Here is a 26,142-nt window from a genome sequence, read left to right as displayed (position 1 = left end):
CGGAGGATGGCCGCCATGCAGGCGAAGGCGCACTGATGCCGCTCGATAGCAACGCCCCGGCCTGGGCGCACGAACTGGCGCTGGCCTATGAAAGCGGCGCGCACGGACAGTTCGTGCTGTACGGCAACGTCGGCGATCGCCTGCCGCTGTCGGGGCGACTGGTCAGCCTGACCCGCTGGCTGGAATCGCAGTTGCTCACCGGTTTCGACGTGGTGTTCCAGTACGACCCCGGCAACGGGCTCACCGTGCTGCGCGGCAGCGATCGCCTGCGCCAGTGGCTGGCCGGTCGCGATGACGCCGCCTGGCCGCGCGAACCGCGGGCGGCGGTCGAACGCGTTTCCCACTACCTGCGCTACCTCGCCAACCTGAAGGCGCTGGGACAAGGCGACGGCGAGCACGTGGCGGTGATCATGCGCGGCATCGATCAGGTGCTGCCGGGCGGGCGCGCCGGCGACTTCGAGATCGCCAGCCTGGCCAGCCTGGTGCGCGACTGGGCCAGCGAATCTCCGTTCACCGACCAGGCCTTCGCCAGTTTCCTGATCGCCGACAACCTCAACGACCTGCACCCGCAGATCGCTTTCCATCCGCGCGTCGCGCGCATCCGCGTGCCGCTGCCCGACGAGGCCATGCTGGGCCAGGCGCTGGCGCAACTGCGGCTGGATCACCCGGGCGCCTTCGCCGGGGCCGACGACGGCATGATCACCGGCGCCCTGACCGGCGTCAGCATCAGCGCCCTGCAAAGCCTGGTGAGGACCTGCGCCCACCAGGGCCGCGCGCTGGGACCGGCCGACTGGTTGCGGGTCAAGAAGCAGCTGGTCGAGGGCGATGCCAGCGGCCTGGTCGAGTTCATCGACTCCCATCGCACGCTCGACGACTACGAGGCGCCGCCGGCGCTGAAGGAATGGTTGCGCCAGGACATCGCGCTGTGGCGCGCGGCCAACCTGCGCGCCCTGCCGATGGGTTACCTGTTCTGCGGTCCGGTCGGCACCGGCAAGACCTTCCTGGTCGAATGCCTGGCGGGCGAAGCCGGCGTGCCGGTGCTGAAGCTGAAGAACTTCCGCGATCGCTGGGTCGGCTCCAGCGAAGGCAACCTGGAAAAGGTCTTCCGCCTGATCCGCGCGCTTGGCCGCTGCATCGTGTTCATCGATGAAGCCGACCAGACACTGGGCAAGCGCGACTCGGGCAACGGCGACAGCGGCCTGTCCGGCCGGCTGTATTCGATGATCGCCCAGGAGATGTCCGACACAGACAACCGTGGCCGGGTGATGTGGGTGCTGGCTTCCTCGCGCCCGGACCTGATCGAAGTCGACCTGAAGCGGCCGGGCCGCATCGACGTCAAGATCCCGCTGCTGCCCACCACCACCGCCGCCGAAAGCGCGGCCCTGCTCGATGCCCTGCTGAAACGCTTCGGCATGGCGCCGGGCGCTGAGGCATTGCTGGCGCTGCCGTCCCCGTTGCCGCTGTTGCTGACTCCCGGCGCCGCCGAAGCCTTCGCGGTGAAGGCCTACCGGCAGGCCCAGACCACCGGCGTCGCCCCGCTGGAGGCGATCGCCGCGCTGCTGGCCGGCTACCAGCCGCCGGTGCCGCTGGAGGTGCTGGAGTTCCAGATGCGCATCGCCGTCGCCGAGGCCACCGATCTGCGTTTCGTGCCACCCTCGCTGCGTCCGCTGGCGGCCGGGAGCACAACGCCATGAATGCGTTCCGCTACGCCTGGGCCGCCTTCAATGCGCGTCCGCTGGGCATGCCGGTTCCGCCCAACTGGATTGGCCTGGCGGCCTTCGCGCTGGCCGGCATCTTCCTGACGCCGGGTTTCTTCGTGCTCGGCGCGGGCGCGGAAATCGCCTATCTGTACTGGCTGTCGAACCATCGCCGCTTCCGCGCCACGGTGGATGCGCAGGCGTTGCCGCAGGAGTCGGAAGCGGATCGGCGCTACCGCGACCTGCGGGATCCGCTGCCCATCCCGCAACGCCGCCAGCAGGACGCGCTGGAGCACAAGGCGCGCGTGATCATCCAGATGCTGGACAAGTCGCCGGTGATGGCGGCGCATGCGGACAGCCTGGAACAGTTGGTGTGGCTGCACCTGCGCCTGCTGGCCGCGCGCACCGCGATTGCCGGCGTGGTGCACACCGCGCGCGAGGAAAGCGCGGTGCTGGACAAGCAGGAAGCGACCATCGAGGCGCGGCTGGGCCGCGACGACCTCAGCGAGGAACTGCGGCGCAGCCTGCAGCAGCAGAAGACCGTGATCGACCAGCGCCAGGCCGCGCATGCCGATGCCGGTCGCCGGCTCGAGCATGTCGACTCCGAGTTGCAGCGCATCGGCCAGCAGGTGGCGCTGTTGCGCGAGCAGGCGCTGCTGGCCATCGATGAAGGCAGCATCGGCAGCTCGCTGGATGCGCTCAGCGCCTCCTTCGCCGAAGCCAATCGCTGGCTGGAAGGCCAGCGCGACCTGTTGGGCGTCCTCGACCTGAACGCGCAGCCCCGGTTGCCGTCGGCCGTGCTGCGCCCGCCCGTTCCCCGTACCGTGATCGAAGAAGGAGAGTCGTCGTGAGCCGATCCGTTTCCCCGCCGCGCCGCCAGGCCGGCAATGCCAGTGGCAAGCTGATCACCGCGGTGCTGGTGCTGGCGCTGCTCGCGTTCGGCGCATGGCTGGTGATGCGCGACATGGGCAAGGACGAGCCGGCGGGCGCGACGACCTCGCAGGCGGCTGCCGGCAACACCGACGGCAAGGCGCCGGTGCCGGTCGAACCGCAGGCCGGACTGCCCAACCTGGATGCGGCGGCGACCTACCAGCCCAAGGGCAACGTGGTCGACGTCGACATCAGCGAGTACGCCGGCTATGCCGGCCTGATCGCGGCCAACGGCGGACTGGAGCCCAATCCGGATTCGTTCTTCGCGCGCGAGTACGGCTTCCAGGTCCGGCTGAGCCTCAACGAGGAGGAAGGCTGGTCCAAGCTCAACAACGGGCGGGTCGCCGCCTCGGTGACCACCGCCGACACCCTGGCCGTGCTCGGCCGCCAGTTCGACGTGGTGGTGCCGGCGCAGATCGGCTTCTCGCGCGGCGCCGACCAGGTGGTGGTCGACACCGGCATCGCCAGCATCAACCAGCTCAAGGGCAAGGTGCTGGCGGCCTCGCAGTTCAACGAAAGCGAGTTCTTCATCCGCTATCTGGCCTCCGAGGCCGGCGTGCCGGTCAAGGTGCTGCGCGACCTCGACGGGCGCCCGGGACCGGGCGAACTGGGCCTGGTGTTCTACGAGGACGCCTTCGTCGCCTGCGACGCCTACGAGCACGAACTCCAGGGCGGGTCACCGCGCCTGAACGGTTGCGTCGGCTGGTCTCCGCGCACCGACGAGGTCGTCGCCGCCTCCGGCGGCCGCGCCAAGACCCTGGTCAGCAACCGCAACCTGCTGATCATCGCCGACCTGCTGCTGCTCAATCGCGGCTTCGCCGCCGCCCATCCCGACTGGGCGCGCGGGCTGGTGCACGGTCTGCTGGAAGGCAACCGGCTGGTCCGCGACGAGGCGGCCACCCAGATCCCGGTGATCGCCAAGGCCTTCAAGTGGAACGAGGCCGACACCCGCGCCGAGCTGTCCAAGGTGCATCTGTCCAACCTGCCGGAGAACCTGGCCTTCTTCGAAGGCACCATCGATTCGGCCGGCTCCTTCCAGGGCATCTTCCAGTCCTCGGTGCTGGTGTACGGCAACCTGATCAAGAACCCCGCCGACCCGGCCCGCTTCGTGGACACCGCCGCCCTGCAGGCACTGAAGAAGAAAGGCCTGTACGCCAACCAGAGCATCGCCATCGCGCCGATCCGCAGCGGCAACGCGCAGGTTTCGCTGGAGGGCGATGCCCTGCTGAGCAAGGACATCCGGTTCTTCTTCCAATCCAATTCGGCGGTGCTCGACAAGTCCGCGCCGGCCAATGCCGGCTACCTGGACACGATCAAGAACTTCCTCCAGGTCAGCCCCGGCTCGGTGGTGCTGCTGCGCGGCCACGTCGATGACGGCCGCCGCAACGAGTTCCAGAAACAGGGCGGACAGGAACTGGTCCGGAGCATGTCGCTGAAGGCGATGGAGTTGTCGCGCCAGCGCGCGCAGGCGGTCCGCGATGCCCTGCTGGAACGCCATCCCAAGCTGGACGCCAACCGGATCGAACTGGTCGGCCGCGGCTGGGAGGAGCCGGCGGGCACCGACAGTGACCTGAACCGCCGCGTCGAGGTCCAGTGGTTCACCCTGGAATAGCCGGGACGGCGGACCGGGTCTCCTGGAATATGCCGGAAACCGCCACCCTGCTTATAATAGGCCCCCTGTCCGTGGCGTCCGCGCCCGGCACTTGCCGCGAAACCCGCCCTGGTGGCGGTTTCCGACCCCGTTTTTCGTAGCCAAGCACGGCCCGCCGCCGTGCTGCCAAAGGTGGAACGTGCGTAATTACGACCTCGAATTCCTCAAGCATTTCTCGATGGTGATCGGCTTCCTGGTCGTCGTCACCCTGGGCCTGATCATCGGTGCGCATTTCCTGCACTCCTCGATCCCGGCGGAAGTGAACCCGCAGGCCGCCAAGCGCACCGAGGGCCGCATCGCCCCGTCGGGCGCGGTGTACGCCGGCGCCACCGGTGCCGCGGCCCAGGCCGCCGCGCAGGCCGCCGCCGCCGCCGCCGCGGCTTCGCAGGTCGCCTACGGCGGCACCACCGACGGCCAGGTCATCTTCGACAACCTGTGCGGCGCCTGCCACAAGAACGGCACCGGCAACGCCCCGATGCTGACTGCCGCCGGCATGGGCGCGCGCGCCGCCAAGGGCAAGGACACCCTGTACAAGCACGCCATCGAAGGCTTCACCGGTCCGGACGGCGGCATCATGCCCCCGAAGGGCGGCAACCCGGCCCTGACCGAAGAACAGATCCACGCCACGGTCGACTGGATGCTGGCAAACGTGAAGTAAGCCTCCGGCTTGCGCGCGTCACTGAAAACGCCGCCTTCGGGCGGCGTTTTTCGTTGGTGATCCGAACTCCGCGCCAAGAGCCAATTCCCGCTCGCCTCCGGCGCCCGCCCCCCTTTTCAAAAGGGAGCTGACAACACCGCTCCCGATCGCCCCGATGTCTTGCCTCCCCCTTTGTTGCGCTTCACGACCGCCGAGTGGCTGGTCAAAGGGGGATGACCCGCCATTTGGCGGTCGAGGAGCGTTGGCGCTTCCCCATCACCCGTCATCCCCGCTGGCTATCATGTCCGGCTCGACAATCCGCCAGACATCGCCATGCCCTTTCGCCGCGCCCTGCTCGCCACCGCCCTGCTGACCTGCGCCGCGACGGCGGGGGCCGGAGAGGCGGACCTCATCCCCATCGGCCAGGTCCAGGGCGCCGGTACGGCCAGCCCGCTGGTGGGCCAGGCGGTCACGGTCGAAGGCGTGGTCACCGCCGATTTCCGCCAGGGGCTGGGCGGCTTCTTCCTGCAGGATGCCGGCGACGGCGATCCGGCGACCTCGGACGCCGTGTTCGTTCCGCTGGCCTTCGACGCCAACGCGGATGAGGGCGAGATGCCGAAGGTCGGCCAGCGCTACCGGGTGCGGGGCGAGGTCACCGAGCTGGAACCGGGTCGGCAGGGCAGCCGCCTGACCGCGATCACCCCGGGTGACATCGAGCGCCTCGGAACTCCGGTGCCCGCGATCGCCCCGGTCGTGCTGACGGCCGCGCCCGCGGACTGGGAAGCCCTGGAAGGCATGCGCGTGCGCATCGCCGCCCCGCTCACCGTCAGCGGCACCGATCAGGTCGAGCGTTTCGGCGAGCTCACCGCCGCGTTCGAAGGCCGGCTGTGGCAGCCCAGCGAGGTGGCGGCGCCCGGCAGCGAGGCGTTCAAGCAGGTGCTGAAGGACAACGCCCGCCGCCGCCTGACCCTGGACGACGGCAGCGGCGAGCGGGATCCCAAGGCCATCGCCTGGCTCGGCGGGCAACCGATCCCGCGCGTGGGCACCGTCCTGGAGGGCGTCGAAGGCATCGTCGACGAGCGCCATGGCAGCCATCGCCTGCAACTGACCGGTCGCCCGGCACTGCCCGCTCCCGCCTACCCGCTCGCGCCCCGCGTGCCGGGCACGCTCAAGATCGCCGCGTTCAACCTGGAAAACCTGTTCAACGGCGACGGCCACGGCGGCGGCTTCCCGACCCCGCGCGGCGCCAAGACCCCCGAGCAATTGCAGGCGCAGCTGGCCAAGCTGGTCGCCACCGTGCGTGCGCTCGACGCCGACGTGGCGGCGCTGATGGAACTGGAGAACGATGGCTACGGCCCCGACTCCAGCCTCGCCCAGTTCGTCGCGGCCTTGAACGCGAAGGGCGGCGACTGGCGCTTCATCGACGCCGGCCAGGGCCCGGGGCCGGACACCATCCGGGTCGGCCTGATCTACCGCGCCTCCCGGGTCACGCCGGTCGGCCAGCCCGCCACGCTGGCGGGCGGTCCCTTCGGCGACCGCAGCCGGGTGCCGCTGGCACAGGCGTTCCGACGCGGGCAAGGGCCGGCGTTCGTGGTCGTGGCCAATCACTTCAAGTCCAAGGGCTGCTCGGAAGCCACCGGCGCCGATCAGGATCAGGGCGACACCCAGGGTTGCTGGAACGCGCTGCGGCTGGATTCGGCGCGCCGCCTGGACGCGTGGCTGAAGCAGGACCCGACCGGCCAGGGCGGCGCGATGACGGTCATCCTCGGCGACTTCAACGCCTATGCGATGGAGGACCCGGTGCGCTGGCTGCGCGAGGCCGGCTGGCGCGACGCCTTCGCCGTGGCCAGGGTGGAACGGCCCTACAGCTACGTCTACAACGGCCTGAGCGGCCGCCTGGATCACGCCCTGCTCACGCCCGCGCTGTCGGCGCGCCTGCGCGGCGCGGCCGAGTGGCATCTCAACGCCGATTCGGCGGACAGCGCCGGCTACCTCCACGGCGATGCCGGCCAGCCCTGGCGCAGTTCGGATCATGATCCGCTGCTGCTGGGGTTTGATCTTTGAGCAATGAGATGGTGGGTGTTCTTCAAAGGTAAAAGCAAGAACAAGGGGGTCTTGTTCTCCCCGCCAACAGCAAGCGCCTTTCAACAGCCTCATAGCTGGTCAATCCCCCGTCGCCTTCGGCGCCCGCCCCCTTTTGCGCTTTCAACAGCCGCATGGCTGGTCAAGGGGGCAAAACGGCGCGCGATGCCTGAACTCTCCGGCTTTTACCTCCCCCTTTGAAAAAGGGGGATTGAGGGGGATTTGCTCCTGAACCAGGCCCGCAGGACCCCGCTGCTACAATTCGCGCCTTTCGCGTCCGGCCGCCTTGGCCGGATCACGCCAGCCGCTCCAGGGGCCAGCCCATGACCAGCACCGCCGAACTGACCTCGCCGTCGTCCGCCAACACCCCGCAGATCGGCGTGCTGGACAACGACTACACCCTCGAACACAAGTACACCCGCACCGACGGCCGCATCTACCTGAGCGGCGTGCAGGCGCTGGTCCGGCTGCCGCTGATGCAGCGCCTGCGCGATCAGGCCGCCGGATTGAACACCGCCGGCTTCATCAGCGGCTACCGCGGTTCGCCGCTGGGCGGTTTCGACCTGGAGCTGTGGCGCGCGCGCAAGCATCTGGAAGCGGCGGCGGTGAAGTTCACCCCCGGCCTCAACGAGGATCTCGGCGCGACCATGGTCTGGGGCACCCAGCAGACCAACCTGTTCCCCGGCGCCAAGGTCGATGGCGTGTACTCGATGTGGTACGGCAAGGGACCGGGCGTGGATCGTTGCGGCGACGTGTTCAAGCACGGCAATGCCGCCGGCACCTCCCGGCACGGTGGCGTGCTGGCGCTGGCCGCCGATGATCACGCCTGCCGCAGCTCGACCCTGCCGCATGGGTCGGAAGACGAATTCGTCAGCGCGATGATGCCGGTGCTCAACCCGGCCGGCGTGCAGGACATCCTCGACATGGGCCTGGTCGGCTGGGCGATGAGCCGCTACACCGGCCGCTGGGTCGGCTTCAAGACGATTGCCGAGACGGTGGAATCCTCGGCGTCGGTGGAAGTGAATCCGTTCGCGCGCACCATCCTGCTGCCGGAGGATTTCGACATGCCCGCCGGTGGTCTCAACATCCGCTGGCCGGACCCGCCGCTGGATCAGGAAATGCGCCTGCACCGCTACGCGGTCAAGGCCGCGCAGGCGTTTGCCCGCGCCAACGGCATCGATCGGATCGTGCTGGATTCGCCGCGCGCGCGATTGGGCATCGTCACCACCGGCAAGAGCTACCTGGACGTGCTGCAGGCGCTGGAGTACCTGGGCCTGGACGAGCGCGCCTGCGCCGACATCGGCATCCGCGTATACAAGGTCGGCATGACCTGGCCGCTGGAGCCGATCGGCATCGCCGAGTTCGCGCGCGGACTCGAAGACATCGTGGTCGTGGAAGAGAAGCGCGCCTTCATCGAGCGGCAGATGAAGGAGTACTTCTACAACTGGCCGGCAAGCGCGGGCCAGCGCCCGTCCATCGTCGGCAAGTACGACGAGGCCGGCGAGTGGATCCTGCCGTCCACCGGCGAACTCACCCCGGCCACCATCGCCGGCGTGATCGGCCGGCGCATCCAGCGTTTCTTCACCAATGAATCCATCGAGCAGCGCCTGCGCTGGATGGAGGACAAGGAAGCCGAGCTCGCGTTGCCGCGCGCCAGCTTCCCGCGCGTGCCGCACTACTGCAGCGGCTGTCCGCACAACACTTCCACGGTGGTGCCGGAAGGCTCGCGCGCGCTCGGCGGCATCGGCTGCCACTACATGGTGACGTGGATGGATCGCGACACCGACACCTTCACCCACATGGGCGGCGAAGGCGTCACCTGGTCCGGGCAGGCGCCGTTCACCGAAACCGAGCACGTGTTCCAGAACCTCGGCGACGGCACGTTCTTCCATTCCGGTTCGCTGGCGGTGCGGCAGTCGGTCGCCACCGGCGTCAACATCACCTACAAGATCCTCTACAACGACGCGGTCGCGATGACCGGCGGCCAGCCGGTCGACGGCACCCTGAGCGTGCCGCAGATCGCCCACATGATGCGCGCCGAAGGCGTGGATACCATCGTCGTGGTCAGCGACGACGTGCGCAAGTGGAGCCGTCGCGAGCTGTTCCCGACCGGCATCGAGTTCCATGATCGCGGCCAGCTGGAAGAGGTGCAGAAGCAGCTGCGCAAGGTGAAGGGTGTTTCCATCCTCATCTACGACCAGGTCTGCGCCACCGAAAAGCGCCGCCGCCGCAAGCGCGGCAAGATGCCGGATCCGGCCAAGCGCACGATGGTCAACACGCTGGTCTGCGAAGGCTGCGGCGACTGCGGCGTGAAGAGCTTCTGCGTGTCGGTGTTGCCGAAGGAAACCGAATTCGGGCGCAAGCGTGAAATCGATCAGTCCAACTGCAACAAGGATTTTTCCTGCGTCAACGGGTTCTGCCCCAGCTTCGTCACCGTCCACGGCGGCAACCCGCGCAAGGGCAAGAAAGTCAGCGCGGCCGAGAAGCTGGAGAACCTGCCCGCACCGGCCTTCAAGTCGGATCTGGCCCAGCCCTGGAACATCCTGATCACCGGCGTCGGCGGCACCGGCGTGGTGACCATCGGCGCGCTGCTGGGCATGGCCGGGCACCTGGAAGGCAAGGGTGCGAGCGTGCTGGATCAGACCGGCCTGGCCCAGAAGGGTGGCGCGGTGACCACCCACATCCGCATCGCGCGCACGCCGGAGGACATCCACGCCGTGCGTATCGCCGCCGGCGAAGCCGATCTGGTGCTGGGTTGCGACATGGTGGTGGTGAACGACTACTGGGTGCTGTCGAAGGTGCGCGGCGAGCGCTCGCAGGTGGTGCTCAATACCTACGAGGCGATGCCCGGCACCTTCACCACCCGTCCGGACATGCAGTTCCCGGCCACCGACATCATCACCGGCGTGAAGGTGGCGCTGGGCGGCCGCGATCCGATGCTGGTCGACGCCACCCAGCTGGCCACCGCGCTGATGGGCGACGCGATCGCCGCCAACCTGTTCATGCTCGGCTACGCCTGGCAGCAGGGTCTGGTGCCGATTTCGTTCGACGCGATCATGCGCGCGGTCGAACTCAACGGCGCGGCGATCGAGATGAACCGGCGCGCGTTCGCCTGGGGCCGCCTGGCCGTGGTCGATCCGCAGGCGGTACAAGAAGCCGCCGGCTTGATCCGCAATGCCCAGACCGAGTCCGAACGCACCCCGCGCAACCTGCGGATCCTGCCGCCGGGCGAATGGGAAAGCACCGAGTGGGGCGCCAACGCCGCGCCGCGCAACCCGGACAACGAGAGCGAACTGCGTGGCCTGCCGGAAGGCGGCGCCATCGGTGGCGAAGTCGCGTTCCTGCCGCTGGACGACCTGCGCCTGTCGCGCTCGCTGGACGAACTGATCGCGCGCCGCGTGGCCTTCCTGACCGAATACCAGGACGCCGCCTACGCCAGCCGCTACCGCGATCTGGTCACCCGCGTGCGCGCCGCCGAGAACGTGAAGGCGCCGGGTTCCACCGCGCTGACCGAGGCGGTCGCCCGCTACTTCTTCAAGCTCATGGCTTACAAGGACGAGTACGAAGTGGCGCGGCTGTACACCAGCGGCGAGTTCCAGCGCCGCCTGCAGCAACAGTTCGAGGGCGACTATGAAGTGCACTTCCATCTGGCGCCGCCGCTGTTCGCCAAGAAGGACGCGCAGGGCCGCCTGATGAAGAAGGAATACGGCCCGTGGGTGTTCAAGGCCTTCGGACTCCTGGCGAAGCTGCGCTTCCTGCGCGGCGGTGCCTTCGACGTGTTCGGCCGCACCGCCGAGCGCCGCGGCGAGCGCCAGTTGATCAGCGATTACGAACGCACCCTGGATCAGCTGCTCGGTTCACTGGATGCCGATCGTCTGGGCCTGGCAGTGGATATCGCCAGTATTCCCGAGCACATCCGCGGCTATGGCCACGTCAAGGAACGCCACCTGCACGAGGCCAAGGCGCGCGAGGCCGAACTGCTCGCGCAATGGAACAACCCCAGGGCGCTGCACGTCGTCCAGGTCGCCTGACCAAAAACCCCGCCTCGGCGGGGTTTTTTCTTTTCCGAACCGATGCGCGCGGTTACCGCCGGCGCACCGAGGCCAGCGCGGCGCGCAACGGTGGCTTCAGCGGCAACGCCAGCTTGCGATAGAAGAACGACAGCATCCGGCGCGAACGCGGCACCCGCCACGCCAGGCCTTCCTCGATCGTGTATACGCAAGGCGCGCAGGCACCGCAGGGCTTGCCGTTCACCGGCCGATGGCAGAACCAGGTCATGTCCATGAGCCGGTGCCAGCCGGCGGCTTCGGCTTCGCGCTCCATCGCCCGCTTGTCGATCTGGAACAGCGGGAAGCCGAAATGATGGAACAGGGTGTGTTCGGCGGTGCCCGCGTGGCGCGATTCGACGCGGTGGCTGCGATAGCCGCCGGCGGTCTCGAACGGCTGCACGAAGTCCGCCAGCAGCGCCTGCACCTTGTCGTCCACGTGCACGCTCAGTTCGATGCCCGCTGGCGCGTGCTGGCGGCAGAACAGCGCCAGCCATTCGTACTGGCTGCCGATGTAGACCCGCGATCGGACCTCGCGCAGCGCCTCGGTGATCACCGGGTCCCGCGCCAGTTCCGCCACCTGGAACACCCGCAGTGGCCGCAGCAACGCGCGGGTTTCCGGATGCGATTCGTGCAGCGCCGCGGTGATGCGCTGGATGCTGCGGCGTTCGGTGGCCGTCGACGCGCGCGAAGGATCCTCCAGGTAGTACGGCGTCACCGGCAGGCGATGCAGGAGCAGCAGCCGCAGCAGCTGGAAGGTCGAATCCCAGCCGCTGGTCCACAGCAGCGGAACACTCCTGACGGTGTCCGGCGTGGTGGCGGTGGTCGAATCATTGCGGAATATCGGTTCTTGCATGTGCGCGGGAACTCCATGCCGATCGCCTCGGCGGGTTGGGCAACGCATCCACGACCGCAAGCAAGGGACTCCCGGTGCAGCGCGCGCCGATGCTAGCGTGGCCGCGCACGCGCAAGGTGCAATTCTCTTCACTCCGCTGGCTGAACAGGCGATGGCGACGCGAGTCTTCATGCGCGCCTCATGTTTGTCACGCCTCGTGGCGATTCGGTCCACATCGATGAATGCGCATCCGTTGAACGTTCGTCGCGCGATCGGCACGGGCATGTCGCCAGCATGTGAAGGCACGCGGATCTTTGCGATGCGTGCACGTTCTGCTCACGTCTTCGCTACCCATCATCGTCCACCGGGGTCGACGGCAGAGATTGCCGCGCCCCGGCCATTTTCCTTCCCCCAGGAACGATTCATGCAAGCCCAATCGATGACCCGCGATCAGTTCTGGCAGTTCGCCGACAAGGCCAAGGAGGCGACCGAATCCCTCGCCGCGCAACGGATGCAGGTACTCGCCGATCTCTCCCCGGACGCGCTGCGCCAGGTGTGCATCCAGTACCGGTTCTTCACCATCGACTACATCAGCGATCTCGCCCTGCTGGTGGCGCGCCTGCCGTTCGGCGGACTGCGCAGCCTGCTCGGCCAGATCCTCGCCGAGGAACTGGGCGAAGGCGATCCCGAGCGCGCCCATCCGGCCGTGTACGACCGCTTCCTCGCCACCATCGGCGTCGCGCCCGAGGAACTGGAACGACCGCTGATGGCCAACGAGCGCATCCTCAAGGGGCTGACCCGCGACATGGCCAACAACCCGATCGCCTTCGGCGTCGGCCTGCGCGGCATGGGCGGCGAATGCCTGTGCCAGACCTACCTGTCGGTGATGTTCGAGCACATGCGCCGCAATCCGTATCTGGTCGCCAACGCCGACCGCGTCGACTGGGAGTTCTGGACCATCCATACCGGCGAAGAGGACATCATCCATGGCGAATTGACCCGCGCGGCGATCGACGAATACCTGCGCCACGATCCCGGCGTGCTGCCCGAACTGGCGCGCGGCTACGAGCGCAGCATTTCCGCCTGGAACCTGTTCTGGCAGAACATCCTCGACGCGTACACGCCACAACTGGAAGCCGCGTCATGAGCAACATCACCCAGTTCCATCTCGCCTTCCCGGTCCGCGACCTGGACGAGGCGCGCCATTTCTACGGCGACATCATCGGCTGCCCGCAGGGCCGCAGCGACATCTCCTACCAGGACTTCGATTTCTTCGGCCATCACCTGGTCGCGCACATCGGCGGCGACGGCCAGCCGTTGCACAACGGCCGCTTCGACGGCGAGGCGGTGCCGGTGCCGCATTTCGGCATGAACCTGGATCGGCCGGCCTGGGAAACGCTGGCGCGGCGGCTGAAGGACGCCCAGGTCGACTTCCACGAAGAACCGCACCTGCGCCTGAAGGGCAAGCCCGGCCAGCACGTCACCATGTTCCTGTTCGACCCCTCCGGCAACGCGCTGGAGTTCAAGTCCTTCGACGATCCGGAGCAGACGTTCATCCCGTGACCCTGTCCGCTTTGCGGCACTTTGTAGGAGCGACGTCAGTCGCGACCGTAGATTTCCCTCGTCCGTACGTACGTGGTCGCGACTGACGTCGCTCCTACAGGAAAGCGGGCATCAGCGCGGCGCCAGGATTTTCGACAGCCGGTCCTCGGCACCGGGGATGCGTTGCAGGTGCGGGTAGCGCAGACCGTCGCGGTAGTCGATGCGGACGCTGCGGTACTGCTCGCCCTGGCGCACCAGCAGTTCGATCGGTTGCGGCGATGCCTTGGCGGCGATGATGGCGCGCTTGAGGCGCTCGCCGGTGTAGGCCAGGCCGTCCACCGCGATCACCGTCATGTCCTTCGCGAGTCCGGCGGTGAAGGCGGGCGAGTTCCAGATCGCCTCCTGGATTTCGCCGTCGGAGGCGACCTTCAAACCGATCGAGAAACGCAGGTCATCATTGCCGCCCGCGCCCTCCGCGTCGGTGATGGCCGGATTCGGTTCATCGGTATAGGCCAGCCGCCAGCCGGCACGCTCCAGTCCATCGAGCGGCGAGGCGGCACCCTGCCCATCCAGCCGCTCGCGCAGGAAGCCGCGCCAGTCGCCGGGCTGCACTTCGTCGAGCACCCGCACCACGTCGTCGAAGCCGTACAACGAAATCGCCGCGTCGGCGCTGGCGCCGGCGTGGAAGCGGCGGGCGAAGTCGTCCAGGCTGCGGCGGCCGCGCGACTGTTCGCGCAGGCGCGCGTCCACCGCCAGCCACAGCAGCGAGCCTTCCGAATAGAAGTCGTAGCCGCGTTGCCAACTCGACCAGGCTTGCGGTGCATCGTTGTAGTCGACGATGCCCTGGTGCACGGTGTCCTGCAGGTCGCGCCAGTCGCGGCCCGGCTGGGTGGCCGCGGTCGCCAGCGTGTTCGCCAGCACCGCGCGCGCCTGCTCGGGCGTCCACAATCCGGCACGCGCGGCCAGCACCACCGCCCAATACTGGGTCTGTCCCTCGTAAACCCACAGCAGCGAGTTGTCGATGGCGCTGTTGTAGTGCGGCGCCCAGGTGGTGTCCGGACGACGGAACTTGCCGCTCCAGGCATGCACGTATTCGTGCGGCAGCAGATCGTTGTCGATGAAGGCCGCATCGCCGCGCAGGTAGTCGGCGTAGGTGCCGTTCTCGCTGGACTGGCGGTGCTCCAGGCCGATGCCACTGAAGCTGTCGGACAGCGCCAGCAGGAAATCGTAGTGCGCGAACGGACGCGGGCCGAACACCCGATCAGCCTGCGTCACCAGCGCGCGGTGCGCCTGCAGCATCGCCGGCGAGGCGTCCAGCTGCGCGGCGGTGTCGGCCATCGCGTTGAGGCGCACCGGCGTGGTGCCGGTATCCAGATCGAAGCGGCGGAAATGCTGGCCTGCGTAGACCGGCGAATCGATCAGGGTCAACAGATCGGTGGTGGCGTAACGCTGTTCGGCGCCATCGCGTGCCTCCACCGCGAGCGCGGTCGCCGACTCCCAACCCGCCGGCAGGCGCAGGGTCGGGGTGACGCGGATGCGGCGCGCATCATGGCCCGCCGGATACAGCAACACGCGATGCCATTGCAGCGACAGCATCCGTGGCGTCATCGCCACGCGGCCCTGCGACGAGGAGGTCGGCGACAGATACTGGAAGGCGACCTCGATCTCCGCCACGCCCGCCGGCACGTCCAGCTGGAACGCATACATGTCGCCAGGATCGCGGCGCCAGGCGATGCGCTGGCCGTTGCCGGTGATGACGAGCCCGGCGATCTGGTTGATCGGCCCGGTCGGCGCATGGTTGCCGGGAATCCACTTCGGATACCACAGGGTCAGCGGCCCCGCGGCGACCGGGATGCGCTCGCGCACGCGCTGGATGCGCCGGTCGATATCGCTGGCGTCGACGTCGAGTCGCAACGTGCCGGGATAGTCCTGCGTGGAGAGGGACATCGAAGCGGGTGCCGGTATCGAGGCCGGCTGCGCGGCAAGCGGACCGCCCAGGAAAAGACCGAACGAACACAACAACCCCAATGGCAACCTGGACATTCCGCGCGCGTTCCCCTGTGACGTTGCATTCATCCTAGCCGTTCGCCATGAACGCGGCGACCCGCCGTGACGCGTCCGGTCCTCGTCAGACCTTGCGCCAGACCAGGCAGCGGTTGTTCGCCGGCATGGCGACATCGTCGATCAGCAGGAACCCCTGGGCCTGAGCCAACGCATCGACGGACTCGAAGTCGCGGATGCCCGAAGCCGGATCGCGCGCTTTCAGCCATGCGTCGAACTCGCGGTTGCTCTCGCTGGTGTAGCGGCCTTCGTAGTTGAACGGACCGTAGACGATCAACGAGGCGCGCGCCCCCAGCACGCCGCCCAGGCCGGCGAAGAACGCCTGCACCGAGGCCCAGCCCATGATGTGCAGGGTGTTGGCGCTGAAAGCCGCGTCGAAACGTTGCGCCGGCCACTGGCCATCCACGTCCAGTTCCAGCGGCGGCGGCGTGTTCGGCAGATCCGTTTCGTCCAGCCACTGGCGGATGCCGGGCAGGTTGTCGGCGACGTCCGAGCACTGCCAGACCAGGCGCGGCAGTTTCATCGCGAAGTACACCGCGTGCTGGCCGGTGCCACTGCCGATTTCCAGGACCCGGCGGGCTTCGGCGAAGTGATGGCGCAGCACCGCCAGGATTGGATCGCGGTTGCGATCGCAGGAAGGCGCATGGGGCTTGTCTTCCATCATCGCGCCGCTCCCGGGGTCAGTCGCGCCAGCGCACGTAGAAGCGCCGGCTGGCGCCGCCATCCCCGCCGCGCTCTTCCACTTCGAAGTGGCGGGGATGCTGCTTCAGCAGGTCGCTGAGTTTCTTCTGCCCGTACAGGCGCGGATCGAAGTCCGGGCGGATCTTGATCAGATAGCTGCCAACCGTGCCCAGGAACGCCCAGCCCTGATCGTCGGAGGCTTCCTCGATGGCCTGGCGGATCAGTCGCAGCGGCAGCGCTTCGCCGCGCGCCGGTTCCGGCGGCGGCGCGGCGGTCGGCTCGGCCTGGGTTGGTCCGTTCTTCGGCGCGCCGGCTTTCTTCGCCGCCTTCTTCGCCGGTTTGGCGGGCGGCGGTGGCGCGGCCGGTGTTTCGCTGCGCAACACCTCGGTGTAGACGAACTTGTCGCAGGCCTGGACGAAGGCGTCCGGCGTCTTGCGTTCGCCGAAGCCGTACACCATCAGGCCTTCCTCACGCAGGCGCTGGGCCAGACGGGTGAAATCGCTGTCGCTGGAGACCAGGCAGAAGCCATCGAAGCGCTGGGTGTAGAGCAGATCCATCGCATCGATGATCAGCGAGCTGTCGGTGGCGTTCTTGCCGCTGGTGTAGGCGAACTGCTGCACCGGCGCGATCGAATGCTTCAGCAGCGCCTGCTTCCACTGGGTCATGCGGGTGCTGGTGAAATCACCGTAGATGCGCTTGACGCTGGCCACGCCGTATTTGGCGATCTCGCCCAGCAGTCCTTCGATGACGGCGGGCTGGGCGTTGTCGGCATCGATCAGTACCGCCAGCCGGCGCTGTTCGTCATCGGGTTCCGGACGGGAGACCGGTCGGTTCTTCATGGCGCTCCTGCGTCGCTTCGCATGCCCGGCGGACTATGCCTGTCCGCGCACGCCATCGCAATCGGACCCGGCGGCGCGCGGTGAAAGGGAGACATGAAAAAGGGCGAATGTCGCCATGCTCTCTCAACGTGCAGAACAATTGCAGCGATTCGGCGCTTGCCCCTTCCCCCGCTGGCGGGGGAAGGCCGGGATGGGGGCGCCTCCAGCAATCGCTGTCTGATCGACGGCAACGGTGTGCAGGCTTGGCGGCTGATGCCAGGGCGCAGTTTTTTTCCGGCTGGCCCCCTCCCCAACCCTCCCCCGCAAGCGGGGGAGGGAGCAGTCTGCCTCTCCGCTCTCTCAACGTGCGGACCAATTGCAGCGATTCGGCGGTTGCCCCTTCCCCCGCTGGCGGGGGAAGGCTGGGATGGGGGCACTTCCAACGATCGCTGTCTGATCGACGATGGCGGTGTATGGGCTTGGCGGTTGCAGCGATTCGGCGGTTGCCCCTTCCCCCGCTGGCGGGGGAAGGCCGGGATGGGGGCGCTTCCAGCGATCGCTGTCTGATCGACGATAGCGGTGTGCAGGCTTGGCGGCTGATGCCAGGGTGCGGTTTTCCGGCTGGCCCCCTCCCCAACCCTCCCCCGCAAGCGGGGGAGGGAGCGGTCTGCCTCTCCGCTCTCTCAACGTGCGGACCAACTGCAGCGATTCGGCGGTTGCCCCTTCCCCCGCTGGCGGGGGAAGGCCTGGATGAGGGCGCTTCCAACGATCGCTGTCTGATCGACGATGGCGGTGTGCGGGCTTGACGGTTGATGCCAAGGCGCGGTTTTTTTCCGGCTGGCCCCCTCCCCAACCCTCCCCCGCAAGCGGGGGAGGGAGCGGTCTGCCTCTCTGCTCTCTCAACGTGCGGACCAATTGCGGCGATTCGGCGCTTGCCCCTTCCCCCGCTGGCGGGGGAAGGCTGGGATGGGGGCGCTTCCAACGATCGCTGTCTGATCGACGATGGCGGTGTATGGGCTTGGCGGCTGATGCCAGGGCGCGTTTTTTCCCGGCTGGCCCCCTCCCCAACCCTCCCCCGCTAGCGGGGGAGGGAGCGGTTTGCGCTTGCGGGATTTCCAGCGAGGCGATGCGGTGCTGGCGCCGGTTTACCAGATCTTGACCCGGTCCTTCGGTTCCAGGAACAGCTTCTCGCCCGGCTTGGACGGGAACGCCGCATACCAGGCATCGACGTTGCGCACGGTCTGGGCGCGGTAGCGGCCCGGTGCGTGGCCGTCGCCGATCACCTGCGCGCGCAGCGCCGCGTCGCGGGTCTTGGTGCGCCAGGCCTGCGCGTAGGCGATGAAGAAGCGCTGGTCGCCGGTCAAACCATCGATCACCGGCGCTTCCTTGCCGCCCAGCGACTTCTTGTAGGCGGTGTAGGCGATGGCCAGGCCGGACACGTCGGCGATGTTCTCGCCCAGGGTCTGCTCGCCGTTGATGTGCAGGCCCGGCAGCGGTTCATAGGCGTTGTACTGCGCGATCAGGCGATCACCGGCGGCCTTGAAGTGCGCGGCGTCCTCCGGTGTCCACCAGTTGCGCAGACGGCCCTGGTCGTCGAAGTCGGCGCCGGTGTTGTCGAAGCCGTGGCTGATCTCGTGGCCGATCACCGCGCCGATGGCGCCGTAGTTGGCGGCCGGATCGGCCTTGGGATCGAAGAACGGCGCTTCCAGGATCGCGGCCGGGAAGTTCATCGCGTTCTGCAGCGGCAGCTGCACGGCGTTGACCGTCTGCGGCGTCATCCACCACTCGGCGCGATCGGCCGGCTTGCCCAGCTTGGCGGTCTGGTGGCGGTACTCGAATTCCTCGGCGCGGCGCGCGTTGCCGAGTGGATCGTCGGCCTTCACTTCCAGCGAGGCGTAGTCGCGCCAGGTTTCCGGATAGCCCACGCCCACGCGCATGGTCGCGGCCTTGGCCTTGGCTTTTTCCTTGGTCGCCGGGGTCATCCATTCCAGCTTGTCCACGCCTTCGCGGAACGCGGCCAGGATGTTGTTGACCATCTCCTCGACCTGCACCTTCGACGAGGCCGGGAAATACTGCTTCACGTAGATCTGGCCGATGGCGTCGCCCAGCGCGCCGTTGGTGGCGCCAATCGCGCGCTTCCAGCGATCCCGCTGCTTGGGCGTGCCCTGCAGGGTCTTGCCATGGAATTCGAAGCTGGCGTCGGCATAGGCCTTGGGCAACATGCCGGCACTGTGGTCGATGGCGTGGAAGCGCAGGTAGTCCTTCCAGGTCTGCAGCGGCTGGCTGGCGACCAGCGCGGACAGCTGGGTGATCGCCTTGGGCTGCCAGGCCACCAGCGTCTTCTGTCCACTCAGGCCGGCGCCATCGAAGAAGGCCGCCCAGTCGATGCCCGGCGCCTTGCTCGCGAACGCCGCGGTCTCCCACGGATTGTTCGCCTTGTGCACGTCCTGGCTGTCGACGATGTTGGCGTGCGCGTGGGCGATCTTCATTTCCAGATCAAAGATCGCCTTGGCCTTGGCGGCCGCGTCGGCGTCGCTCGCACCCGCCAGCTTCAGCATCTGGCCGATGTAGGCCTGGTACTTCCCGCGGTTGGCGGCCATGTCCTTGTCGGCGGCCAGGTAGTACTCGCGATCCGGCATGCCCAGGCCGCCCTGCATCAGGTAGCCCACGTTCTGCGACGGATCTTCCAGGCCCTGGGCGACGAACAGGCCGAACAGGTTGTCGGTGGCAAAGTTGGTCGCGTTGAGCGGATCGGTGTCGGCGCGCACGGTGCTGCCGATGTAGCGCGACAGGTCGGCCGGCGTGGCGATGGCATCGATCTTGTCCAGCCATGGCTGCAGCGGCGCCAGGCCGCGCTGCTCGATGCCGGCCTCGTCCATGAAGGCGGCGTAGTAGTCGGCGATCTTGCGCTCGGGCGTGCCGGCGGCCGGGTTGGCCTTGGCCAGGCCCTGGACCAGATCGGCGTTGCGCTTCTCTGCTTTCTGGAAGACCTCCAGGAACACGCCGGTGCTGGAACGGTCGTCCGGAATCTGCGCGTTCTTGCGCCAGCCGCCGTTGGCGTATTCGTCGAAGTCGTCACCCGGCGCGACCGCCTTGTCCAGGCCGGCCAGATCGATGCCGACGACCGGCGCGGCGGCGGGCGCTTCGGCCTTGGGCGCCTCGGCCGCCGGTTCGGGGGTACGGTTGCAGGCGCTGGCGCCGCACAGCGCGGCGGTCAGCAGGATCCAGCGGTGGGCGTGCATGGCGGACCTCGGAACGGGACAAAGGCGGCCACGATACTCCCGTCCGCCGCGCGGACGTCATGTGCCCATGGTCATCCCGGACCGTTCAGCCCGTCGCCGCCCGACACTCAGTCGGGCACCGGCAGGCTGAGGGTCTCCTTGACCTCTTCCATCACGATGTAGCTCTTGGACTCGCGCACGTGCGGCAGGGTCAGCAGGGTGCTGCCGAGCAGCTTGCGGTAGGACGCCATCTCCGAGATGCGCGCCTTGATCAGATAGTCGAAATCGCCCGAGACCAGGTGGCATTCCAGCACGTTGGGCAGGCGCAGGGCGGCGCGGCGGAACTCCTCGAAGATGTCGCCGGACTTGTAGGCCAGGCTGATCTCCACGAACACCAGCAGGTTGGCCTTGAGGTACTGCGGATCCAGCCGGGCGTAGTAGCCGGTGATCACCCCGTCGCGCTCCAGCCGGCGGACCCGCTCGGTGCAGGGCGTGGTGGACAGGCCGACCCGTTCGCCCAGTTCGGTGAAGGAGATCCGCCCCTCCTCCTGCAGCACGCGCAGGATGTTGCGGTCGATCTTGTCCAGTTCGCGGCGGCGCTGGGTCATGGGGGCTCCAAGGAAACCGGGCTTTTCGGTGGAATTCCCCAATGTTGCCATCAAATACGGAAAATAACCCTATACATCCGTCCCTATACTCGCCGAACTCCGGAAACCCGGCCTCCAGGCCAGGGAAATGTCCGGAATCACTGGCGGGAGCATCGGCATGCGGGTTCTGGTTCTGGGCAGCGGCGTCATCGGCATCAGCAGCGCGTGGTATCTGGCGCGCGCGGGTTTCGAGGTGACCGTCATCGATCGGCAGGCCGGCCCGGCCGGCGAAACCAGTTTCGCCAACGCCGGCCAGATCTCGCCGGGCTACGCCTCGCCGTGGGCCGCGCCGGGCGTGCCGCTCAAGGCGCTCAAATGGCTGTTCTCCAGGCATGCGCCGCTGGCGATCCGCCCGGGCCTGGACCCCAACCAGTACCTGTGGCTCGCGCAGATGCTGCGCAACTGCACCCAGGAGCGCTACGCCATCAACAAGGCGCGCATGGTGCGCCTGTCCGAATACAGCCGCGACTGCCTGGACGAGCTGCGCGCGGAAACCGGCATCGGCTACGAGGGCCGCCAGCTCGGCACCACCCAGTTGTTCCGCACCCAGGCCCAGCTCGATGGCGCGGCCAAGGACATCGCGGTGCTGGACGAATACGGCGTGCCCTACGAACTGCTGGATCGCGACGGCATCGCCCGGGTCGAACCGGCGCTGGCGAACGTGTCCGACAAGCTGGTCGGCGCGCTGCGTCTGCCCAACGACCAGACCGGCGACTGCCACCTGTTCACCCAGCGGCTGGCGGCGATGGCCGCGGCGGCCGGCGTGGAGTTCCGCTACGGCCAGACCATCGAGGCGCTGGAAACCGAAGGCGGCCGCATCCGCGGCGTGCGCATCGACGGCAAGCGGGAAACCGCCGACCGCTACGTGCTGGCGCTCGGCAGCTATTCGCCGCGACTGCTGGCGCCGCTGGGCATCCGCCTGCCGGTGTATCCGCTCAAGGGCTATTCGCTGACCCTGCCGATCGTCGACGCGGCGATGGCGCCGACGTCGACCATCCTCGACGAGACCTACAAGATCGCGATCACCCGCTTCGACGATCGCATCCGCGTCGGCGGCATGGCCGAGGTGGCCGGCTTCGATCTGTCGCTGTCGCCGAAGCGTCGTGCGACCCTGGAAATGGTGGTCGGCGACCTGTATCCGCGCGGCGGCGATCTGTCCCGCGCCAGCTTCTGGACCGGCCTGCGCCCGGCCACGCCGGACGGCACGCCGGTGGTGGGTGCGACCCAATACTCGAACCTGTTCCTCAACACCGGACATGGCACACTGGGCTGGACCATGGCGTGCGGCTCGGGCCGTTACCTGGCCGACCTGATGGCCTCGCGCATGCCGCAAATCAGCGGCGAAGGCCTCGACATTTCCCGCTACGGCGCGCGCCGCGGCGGCCATGACCCCCAGCCTGAACCATGCGCCCAGCCCGCGCGCTGATCGACCTGCAGTCGCTGCGCCACAACTACCGCATCGCCCGAGAACTCGCCGGCGGTCGTTCCCTCGCCGTGGTCAAGGCCGACGCCTACGGGCACGGCGCGGTCCGCTGCGCCCAGGCGCTGGAGGCCGAAGCCGCCGACGGTTTCGCGGTCGCCTGCCTGGAAGAGGCGCTGGCCCTGCGCGGCGCCGGCATCCGCTCGCCGATCCTGTTGCTGGAAGGTTTCTTCGAGGCCGACGAACTGGCGGTGATCGCCGCGCATGATCTGTGGTGCGTGATTCACGCCCACTGGCAGATCGAGGCACTCGCCAGCACCGCGCTGGAACAGCCGCTGCGGATCTGGCTGAAGCTGGATTCGGGCATGCACCGGGTCGGCCTGGCGCCGGAGGACTATCGCGCCGCCTGGCAGCGACTGGCCGCGTTGCCGCAGGTGGCCTCGGTGGTGGCGATGACCCACTTCGCCCGCGCCGACGAACTGGACAGCGAACGCACGCCGCAACAGGTGGAAGCCTTCGCCGCGACCCTGGACGATCTGCCCGGCGAACGCAGCCTGTGCAACTCGCCCGGCCTGCTCGGCTGGCCGGCGGCCGGCGGCGACTGGGGCCGAGCCGGACTGATGCTGTACGGCGCCAATCCGTTCCCGTCCTCCCACCCGCAGGCCGATCGCCTGCGTCCGGTGATGACCGCCGAATCGAAGATCATCAGCGTGCGCGAACTCGCCGCCGGCGAACCGATCGGCTACGGCGGCGGCTTCGTCACCGAACGCCCGACCCGGGTCGGCGTGGTCGCCTTCGGCTACGCCGACGGCTATCCGCACTTCGCCCCCACCGGCACCCCGGTCGCCATCGACGGCCAGCGCAGCCGGCTGATCGGCCGCGTGTCGATGGACATGCTCACCGTCGATCTGACCGATGTGCCGCAAGCGGGTCTGGGCAGCCGGGTCGAACTGTGGGGCGCGCAGGTGCCGGTCACCGAACTGGCCCGCCACGCCAACGGCAGCGCCTACTCGCTGCTGTGCGGACTGAAGCGCGCACCGCGGATCTATCGCGACTGACCCGCCTCCCCCTTCGAAGAAGGGGGACCGAGGGGGATTTGCCCTTCGCTTTAAAGGCCCGCCCAACCCGCGACGGCCCACCCGGAAATACCGGTCGCGTTCGGCATACCATGCGCGCCATCCACCCGCCGATAAGGAAGCCGCCATGTCCCTACGTCCCTTGCTGGGTTCCGCCGCCATCACCGCCGCGCTGGCCCTGGCTGGCTGCAGCTCGACCCCGCCATCAGCCGACACCGGAGCCGCCACGCCCGCACCCGGCTCGGGCAAGTGCAACGCCGACGCCGTGCAGTGGGCCGTCGGCCAGGAAGGCAACCAGGCCAACATGGGTCGCGTCTGGCGCGAGAGCGGTGCGGGCCTGATGCGTCCCATCGGTCCGAACCAGGCGGTGACCATGGACTACCGCGAGGACCGGGTGAACGTGCACCTGGACAAGGACAACAAGATCAGCAAGGTCGCCTGCGGCTGATCATTTCCGGTTCGCCGCTTTCCGCTTCCCGCCCGACGCCGCACGCGCGGCGTCGCGGTGGGCCCGGCTGAGAAAACGCAGCGCGGCGCTTTCCCATTGCCGGGGCCCGCGCGCGTCTCCCGCGCAGCGCGCCACCCGGCCGTCGCGCCAGCCCTCGAACACGCACGGGTCGATATACGCCTTGCGGCAAACCGCCACCGTGTTGCCCAGCATTCCGGCCACCGCCTCGGTGACCGTCTGCCGCACCCGCGCCAGCGCGCGCTCACCGCCGCGCGCCGGCAACGGAATCGCCGCCAGTTGCTGGAACGCGGCCAGGGTCCCGCCCCAGGTGCGGAAATCCTTGGCGGTGAACGCTTCGCCCATCGCCTCGCGCAGGTAGTCGTTGACCGCACCCGAATCCACCGGATGCAGCTGGCCATCGTCATCGCGGTACTGGAACAGCAATTGCCCGGGCAGTTGCCGGCAGCCACGCACCAGCCGGACCAGCCGTCGATCATCCACCGCGATGTCGTGCACCTGTCCGCCCTTGCCGGCGAAGCGAAGCCGCACCCGGCCCCCACGCACGAACTCGACATGGCGATTGCGCAGGGTGGTCAGGCCGAAGGAACCGTTGTCACGCACGTAGCCGGCGTTGCCGATCCGCACCAGCGTCGCGCCCATCAGCGCCACCACGATCGCCAGCACCTTCCCGCGCGGATGGCCTGGCCGCGCCAGATCGGTACGAACCCGGCGACGCAGGCGCGGCAAGGCACGGCCGAAGGCAACGATCCGGGTGAACTTGCCATTGCCGCGCACTTCACTCCATTGCGGGTGGTAGCGGTACTGCTTGCGCCGCCGCGCATCGCGTCCGGTGGCCTGCAGATGGCCGCGCGCATGCGGGCAGATCCACACCTCGGTATAGGCCGGCGGGACGGCCAGCGCGCGGATGCGTTCCAGCGTCGCCGCATCGCGGACACGCGCGCCCGCCGGGTCCAGATAAACGAAACCTTTGCCGGCACGCCGGCGGCGGATCCCCGGTTCAGCATCGCTGACATGAATCAGGCCGGCTTCGCGCGCCTGCGCGGCCGCGTCGGCGAGAGCATTCAAGACTTCGGGAGATCCGGGCATGCCCAATCCTGCCGACGAGTGCGGTTAACGACATGCGAATGTGAGCTGGGCGATGCTTGGCCCATCATCCGTTTGCCACTGGAGCCTGCATGTCCCGTTACGCGATTCCCGCCCTGTTGCTTTCCCTGACGCTCGCCGCCTGTTCGGCGCCGGCGCCCGACGAACAGACGGCCGCCACGGAACAGTCGCAGGCCGCCGCCGCCGCCGCCGCGCAACCGCCCGAACCCGGCAGCGATCCCACTGGCACCGCACCCGCGCCCGGCGGCAGCTGCGACGACACCCAGGCGCAGTGGATCATCGGCAAGGCCGCCACGCCCGCCGACACCGAGCAGGCCGGCAAGGACGCGAAGGCCAACGCCGTGCGCACGCTCAAGCCGGGCGAGGCCGCCACCATGGACTTCAATCCCAGTCGCCTGAACATCGACCTGGATGACAAGGGTGTGGTGACGGCGGTTCGTTGCGGCTGATCGGGCTTCGATAACCGGAAAAAAGCGCCCCCATCCCGGCCTTCCCCCGCGAGCGGGGGAAGGGGCGGTATCCGGTGTCGGGAAGCGACAGCCTCCGGTGTCGGGAAGGGGCAGCCTCCGGACGCGGCTTCCTCTCCCATCGTTCGGGCATTCTGCGGTTCGCGGGAAAAGAATCGGAACACGGACACGACTCCCTCCCCCGCCTGCGGGGGAGGGTTGGGGTGGGGGCAAAACGTGCCCCCATGACTTCCCGCGCGATCACGCGCATCCGGAAACACTTAAGATCCTCGCCATTCGCATCGACGCCACCGGCGTCGGCACGCACCGGGAAGGGATCCCGCATGGCCAGCAAGCTCCGCACCCTCGCATGGCTGTTCGCCGCCGCGCTCGCAGGCTGCGGTTCCACGCCTCCGCCGAAATCCGCGCCGCCCGCCGCCGCAGCCCGGGCCCCATTGCCGCCACGCTGTGATCCTTCCGCCGCGCAGCTCGTCATCGGCCTGCCGATCGATGCCGGCGTGATCGAGAAAGCGCGCGCGGCCGCTGGCGCCGACATGGCGCGCGCCGTGCGCGTGGATCAGGTCGGCGTGCAGGATTTCCGCGCTGGCCGCCTCAACCTGTATCTCGACACGCAGCGACGCGTCGCGCGCGTCGGCTGCGGGTGAACAGGCGCGCGTGCCGCGCGCAGCAGACCAAAGAAAATCCACTGGAAAAGTTGCTTCTGCAACTATCGTCGTACTCGTCGGAACGCTGTTGCGGCACCGCAACATCTGTGCTTT

20 protein-coding genes are annotated in these 26,142 nt (G+C 68.2%); 13 read left to right on the top strand and 7 right to left on the bottom strand.

Annotated features, from left to right (window positions below; translation table 11 throughout):
* Window positions 1-35 precede the first annotated feature (35 nt).
* From FHW78_RS10885 to FHW78_RS10860, 6 genes are all read left to right on the top strand, one after another.
* Window positions 36-1,694, top strand: coding sequence for an ATP-binding protein (locus FHW78_RS10885; RefSeq protein WP_183640079.1), 1,659 nt, complete (start codon window positions 36-38; stop codon window positions 1,692-1,694).
* Complete coding sequence (locus tag FHW78_RS10880) at window positions 1,691-2,548, top strand: hypothetical protein (RefSeq protein WP_183640077.1); 858 nt, start codon at window positions 1,691-1,693, stop codon at window positions 2,546-2,548. Before FHW78_RS10885 ends, FHW78_RS10880 begins: the two co-directional genes overlap by 4 nt.
* On the top strand, window positions 2,545-4,239 hold the full coding sequence (locus FHW78_RS10875; protein WP_183640075.1) for an OmpA family protein: 1,695 nt from the start codon (window positions 2,545-2,547) through the stop codon (window positions 4,237-4,239). The genes FHW78_RS10880 and FHW78_RS10875 overlap by 4 nt, the downstream gene beginning before the upstream one ends.
* A gap of 178 nt (window positions 4,240-4,417) precedes the next feature.
* Window positions 4,418-4,936: a c-type cytochrome gene (locus FHW78_RS10870; RefSeq protein WP_183640072.1), complete on the top strand. Its 519-nt coding sequence runs from the start codon at window positions 4,418-4,420 to the stop codon at window positions 4,934-4,936.
* 312 nt (window positions 4,937-5,248) lie between these two features.
* Window positions 5,249-6,979 carry an ExeM/NucH family extracellular endonuclease gene (locus FHW78_RS10865; RefSeq protein ID WP_183640070.1) on the top strand — a complete coding sequence of 577 codons (1,731 nt, stop codon included), beginning with the start codon at window positions 5,249-5,251 and terminating at the stop codon, window positions 6,977-6,979.
* A 341-nt stretch (window positions 6,980-7,320) separates the two neighbouring features.
* Complete coding sequence (locus FHW78_RS10860; RefSeq protein WP_183640068.1) at window positions 7,321-11,028, top strand: indolepyruvate ferredoxin oxidoreductase family protein; 3,708 nt, start codon at window positions 7,321-7,323, stop codon at window positions 11,026-11,028.
* Between the two features lie 52 nt (window positions 11,029-11,080).
* Here the strand turns inward: FHW78_RS10860 and FHW78_RS10855 are convergent, their stop codons facing one another.
* The gene (locus tag FHW78_RS10855; protein WP_183640066.1) at window positions 11,081-11,899 is read right to left on the bottom strand and encodes a hypothetical protein; all 819 of its coding nucleotides are present in this window, start codon (window positions 11,897-11,899) and stop codon (window positions 11,081-11,083) included.
* A gap of 403 nt (window positions 11,900-12,302) precedes the next feature.
* On the opposite strand from FHW78_RS10855, the gene FHW78_RS10850 reads away from it, so the two are divergent.
* On the top strand, window positions 12,303-13,025 hold the full coding sequence (locus FHW78_RS10850) for an iron-containing redox enzyme family protein (protein WP_183640064.1): 723 nt from the start codon (window positions 12,303-12,305) through the stop codon (window positions 13,023-13,025).
* Window positions 13,022-13,441 (top strand): VOC family protein, encoded by a 420-nt coding sequence (locus FHW78_RS10845; RefSeq protein ID WP_183640062.1) that lies wholly within the window; start codon window positions 13,022-13,024, stop codon window positions 13,439-13,441. Before FHW78_RS10850 ends, FHW78_RS10845 begins: the two co-directional genes overlap by 4 nt.
* A gap of 111 nt (window positions 13,442-13,552) precedes the next feature.
* Here the strand turns inward: FHW78_RS10845 and FHW78_RS10840 are convergent, their stop codons facing one another.
* The 5 genes from FHW78_RS10840 to FHW78_RS10820 form a co-directional block, all read right to left on the bottom strand.
* Complete coding sequence (locus FHW78_RS10840; RefSeq protein WP_255443192.1) at window positions 13,553-15,367, bottom strand: peptidase M61; 1,815 nt, start codon at window positions 15,365-15,367, stop codon at window positions 13,553-13,555.
* Between the two features lie 181 nt (window positions 15,368-15,548).
* A complete protein-coding gene (locus tag FHW78_RS10835; RefSeq protein ID WP_183640058.1) occupies window positions 15,549-16,142 on the bottom strand; it encodes a DUF938 domain-containing protein in 594 nt (197 codons plus the stop codon).
* 19 nt (window positions 16,143-16,161) lie between these two features.
* Window positions 16,162-17,001 carry an NYN domain-containing protein gene (locus FHW78_RS10830; protein WP_183640056.1) on the bottom strand — a complete coding sequence of 280 codons (840 nt, stop codon included), beginning with the start codon at window positions 16,999-17,001 and terminating at the stop codon, window positions 16,162-16,164.
* Window positions 17,002-18,125: 1,124 nt separating this feature from the next.
* Window positions 18,126-20,222 carry a M13 family metallopeptidase gene (locus tag FHW78_RS10825; RefSeq protein WP_183640054.1) on the bottom strand — a complete coding sequence of 699 codons (2,097 nt, stop codon included), beginning with the start codon at window positions 20,220-20,222 and terminating at the stop codon, window positions 18,126-18,128.
* 107 nt (window positions 20,223-20,329) lie between these two features.
* Entirely contained in the window at window positions 20,330-20,809 is a 480-nt protein-coding gene (locus tag FHW78_RS10820; RefSeq protein WP_141454834.1) for a winged helix-turn-helix transcriptional regulator, read from the bottom strand.
* Window positions 20,810-20,966: 157 nt separating this feature from the next.
* On the opposite strand from FHW78_RS10820, the gene FHW78_RS10815 reads away from it, so the two are divergent.
* The 3 genes from FHW78_RS10815 (at window position 20,967) to FHW78_RS10805 (ending at window position 23,792) form a co-directional block, all read left to right on the top strand.
* Complete coding sequence (locus tag FHW78_RS10815; RefSeq protein ID WP_183640052.1) at window positions 20,967-22,274, top strand: D-amino acid dehydrogenase; 1,308 nt, start codon at window positions 20,967-20,969, stop codon at window positions 22,272-22,274.
* On the top strand, window positions 22,253-23,326 hold the full coding sequence (gene alr, locus FHW78_RS10810) for an alanine racemase (protein ID WP_183640050.1): 1,074 nt from the start codon (window positions 22,253-22,255) through the stop codon (window positions 23,324-23,326). The genes FHW78_RS10815 and alr overlap by 22 nt, the downstream gene beginning before the upstream one ends.
* Before the next feature lie 145 nt (window positions 23,327-23,471).
* On the top strand, window positions 23,472-23,792 hold the full coding sequence (locus tag FHW78_RS10805; protein WP_183640048.1) for an I78 family peptidase inhibitor: 321 nt from the start codon (window positions 23,472-23,474) through the stop codon (window positions 23,790-23,792).
* On the opposite strand, the gene FHW78_RS10800 is transcribed toward FHW78_RS10805, so the two are convergent.
* A complete protein-coding gene (locus FHW78_RS10800; RefSeq protein WP_183640046.1) occupies window positions 23,793-24,899 on the bottom strand; it encodes a DNA topoisomerase IB in 1,107 nt (368 codons plus the stop codon).
* 89 nt (window positions 24,900-24,988) lie between these two features.
* Between FHW78_RS10800 and FHW78_RS10795 the strand changes: the two genes are divergently transcribed.
* The gene (locus FHW78_RS10795; protein ID WP_183640044.1) at window positions 24,989-25,366 is read left to right on the top strand and encodes an I78 family peptidase inhibitor; all 378 of its coding nucleotides are present in this window, start codon (window positions 24,989-24,991) and stop codon (window positions 25,364-25,366) included.
* 341 nt (window positions 25,367-25,707) lie between these two features.
* Complete coding sequence (locus tag FHW78_RS10790) at window positions 25,708-26,028, top strand: I78 family peptidase inhibitor (RefSeq protein ID WP_183640042.1); 321 nt, start codon at window positions 25,708-25,710, stop codon at window positions 26,026-26,028.
* Window positions 26,029-26,142: the final 114 nt, after the last annotated feature.

Origin of the sequence: Pseudoxanthomonas sp. OG2 (assembly GCF_014192765.1) — a bacterium.
Classification (GTDB): domain Bacteria; phylum Pseudomonadota; class Gammaproteobacteria; order Xanthomonadales; family Xanthomonadaceae; genus Pseudoxanthomonas_A; species Pseudoxanthomonas_A beigongshangi.
This window is presented reverse-complemented; position numbering and strand designations above follow the sequence as displayed.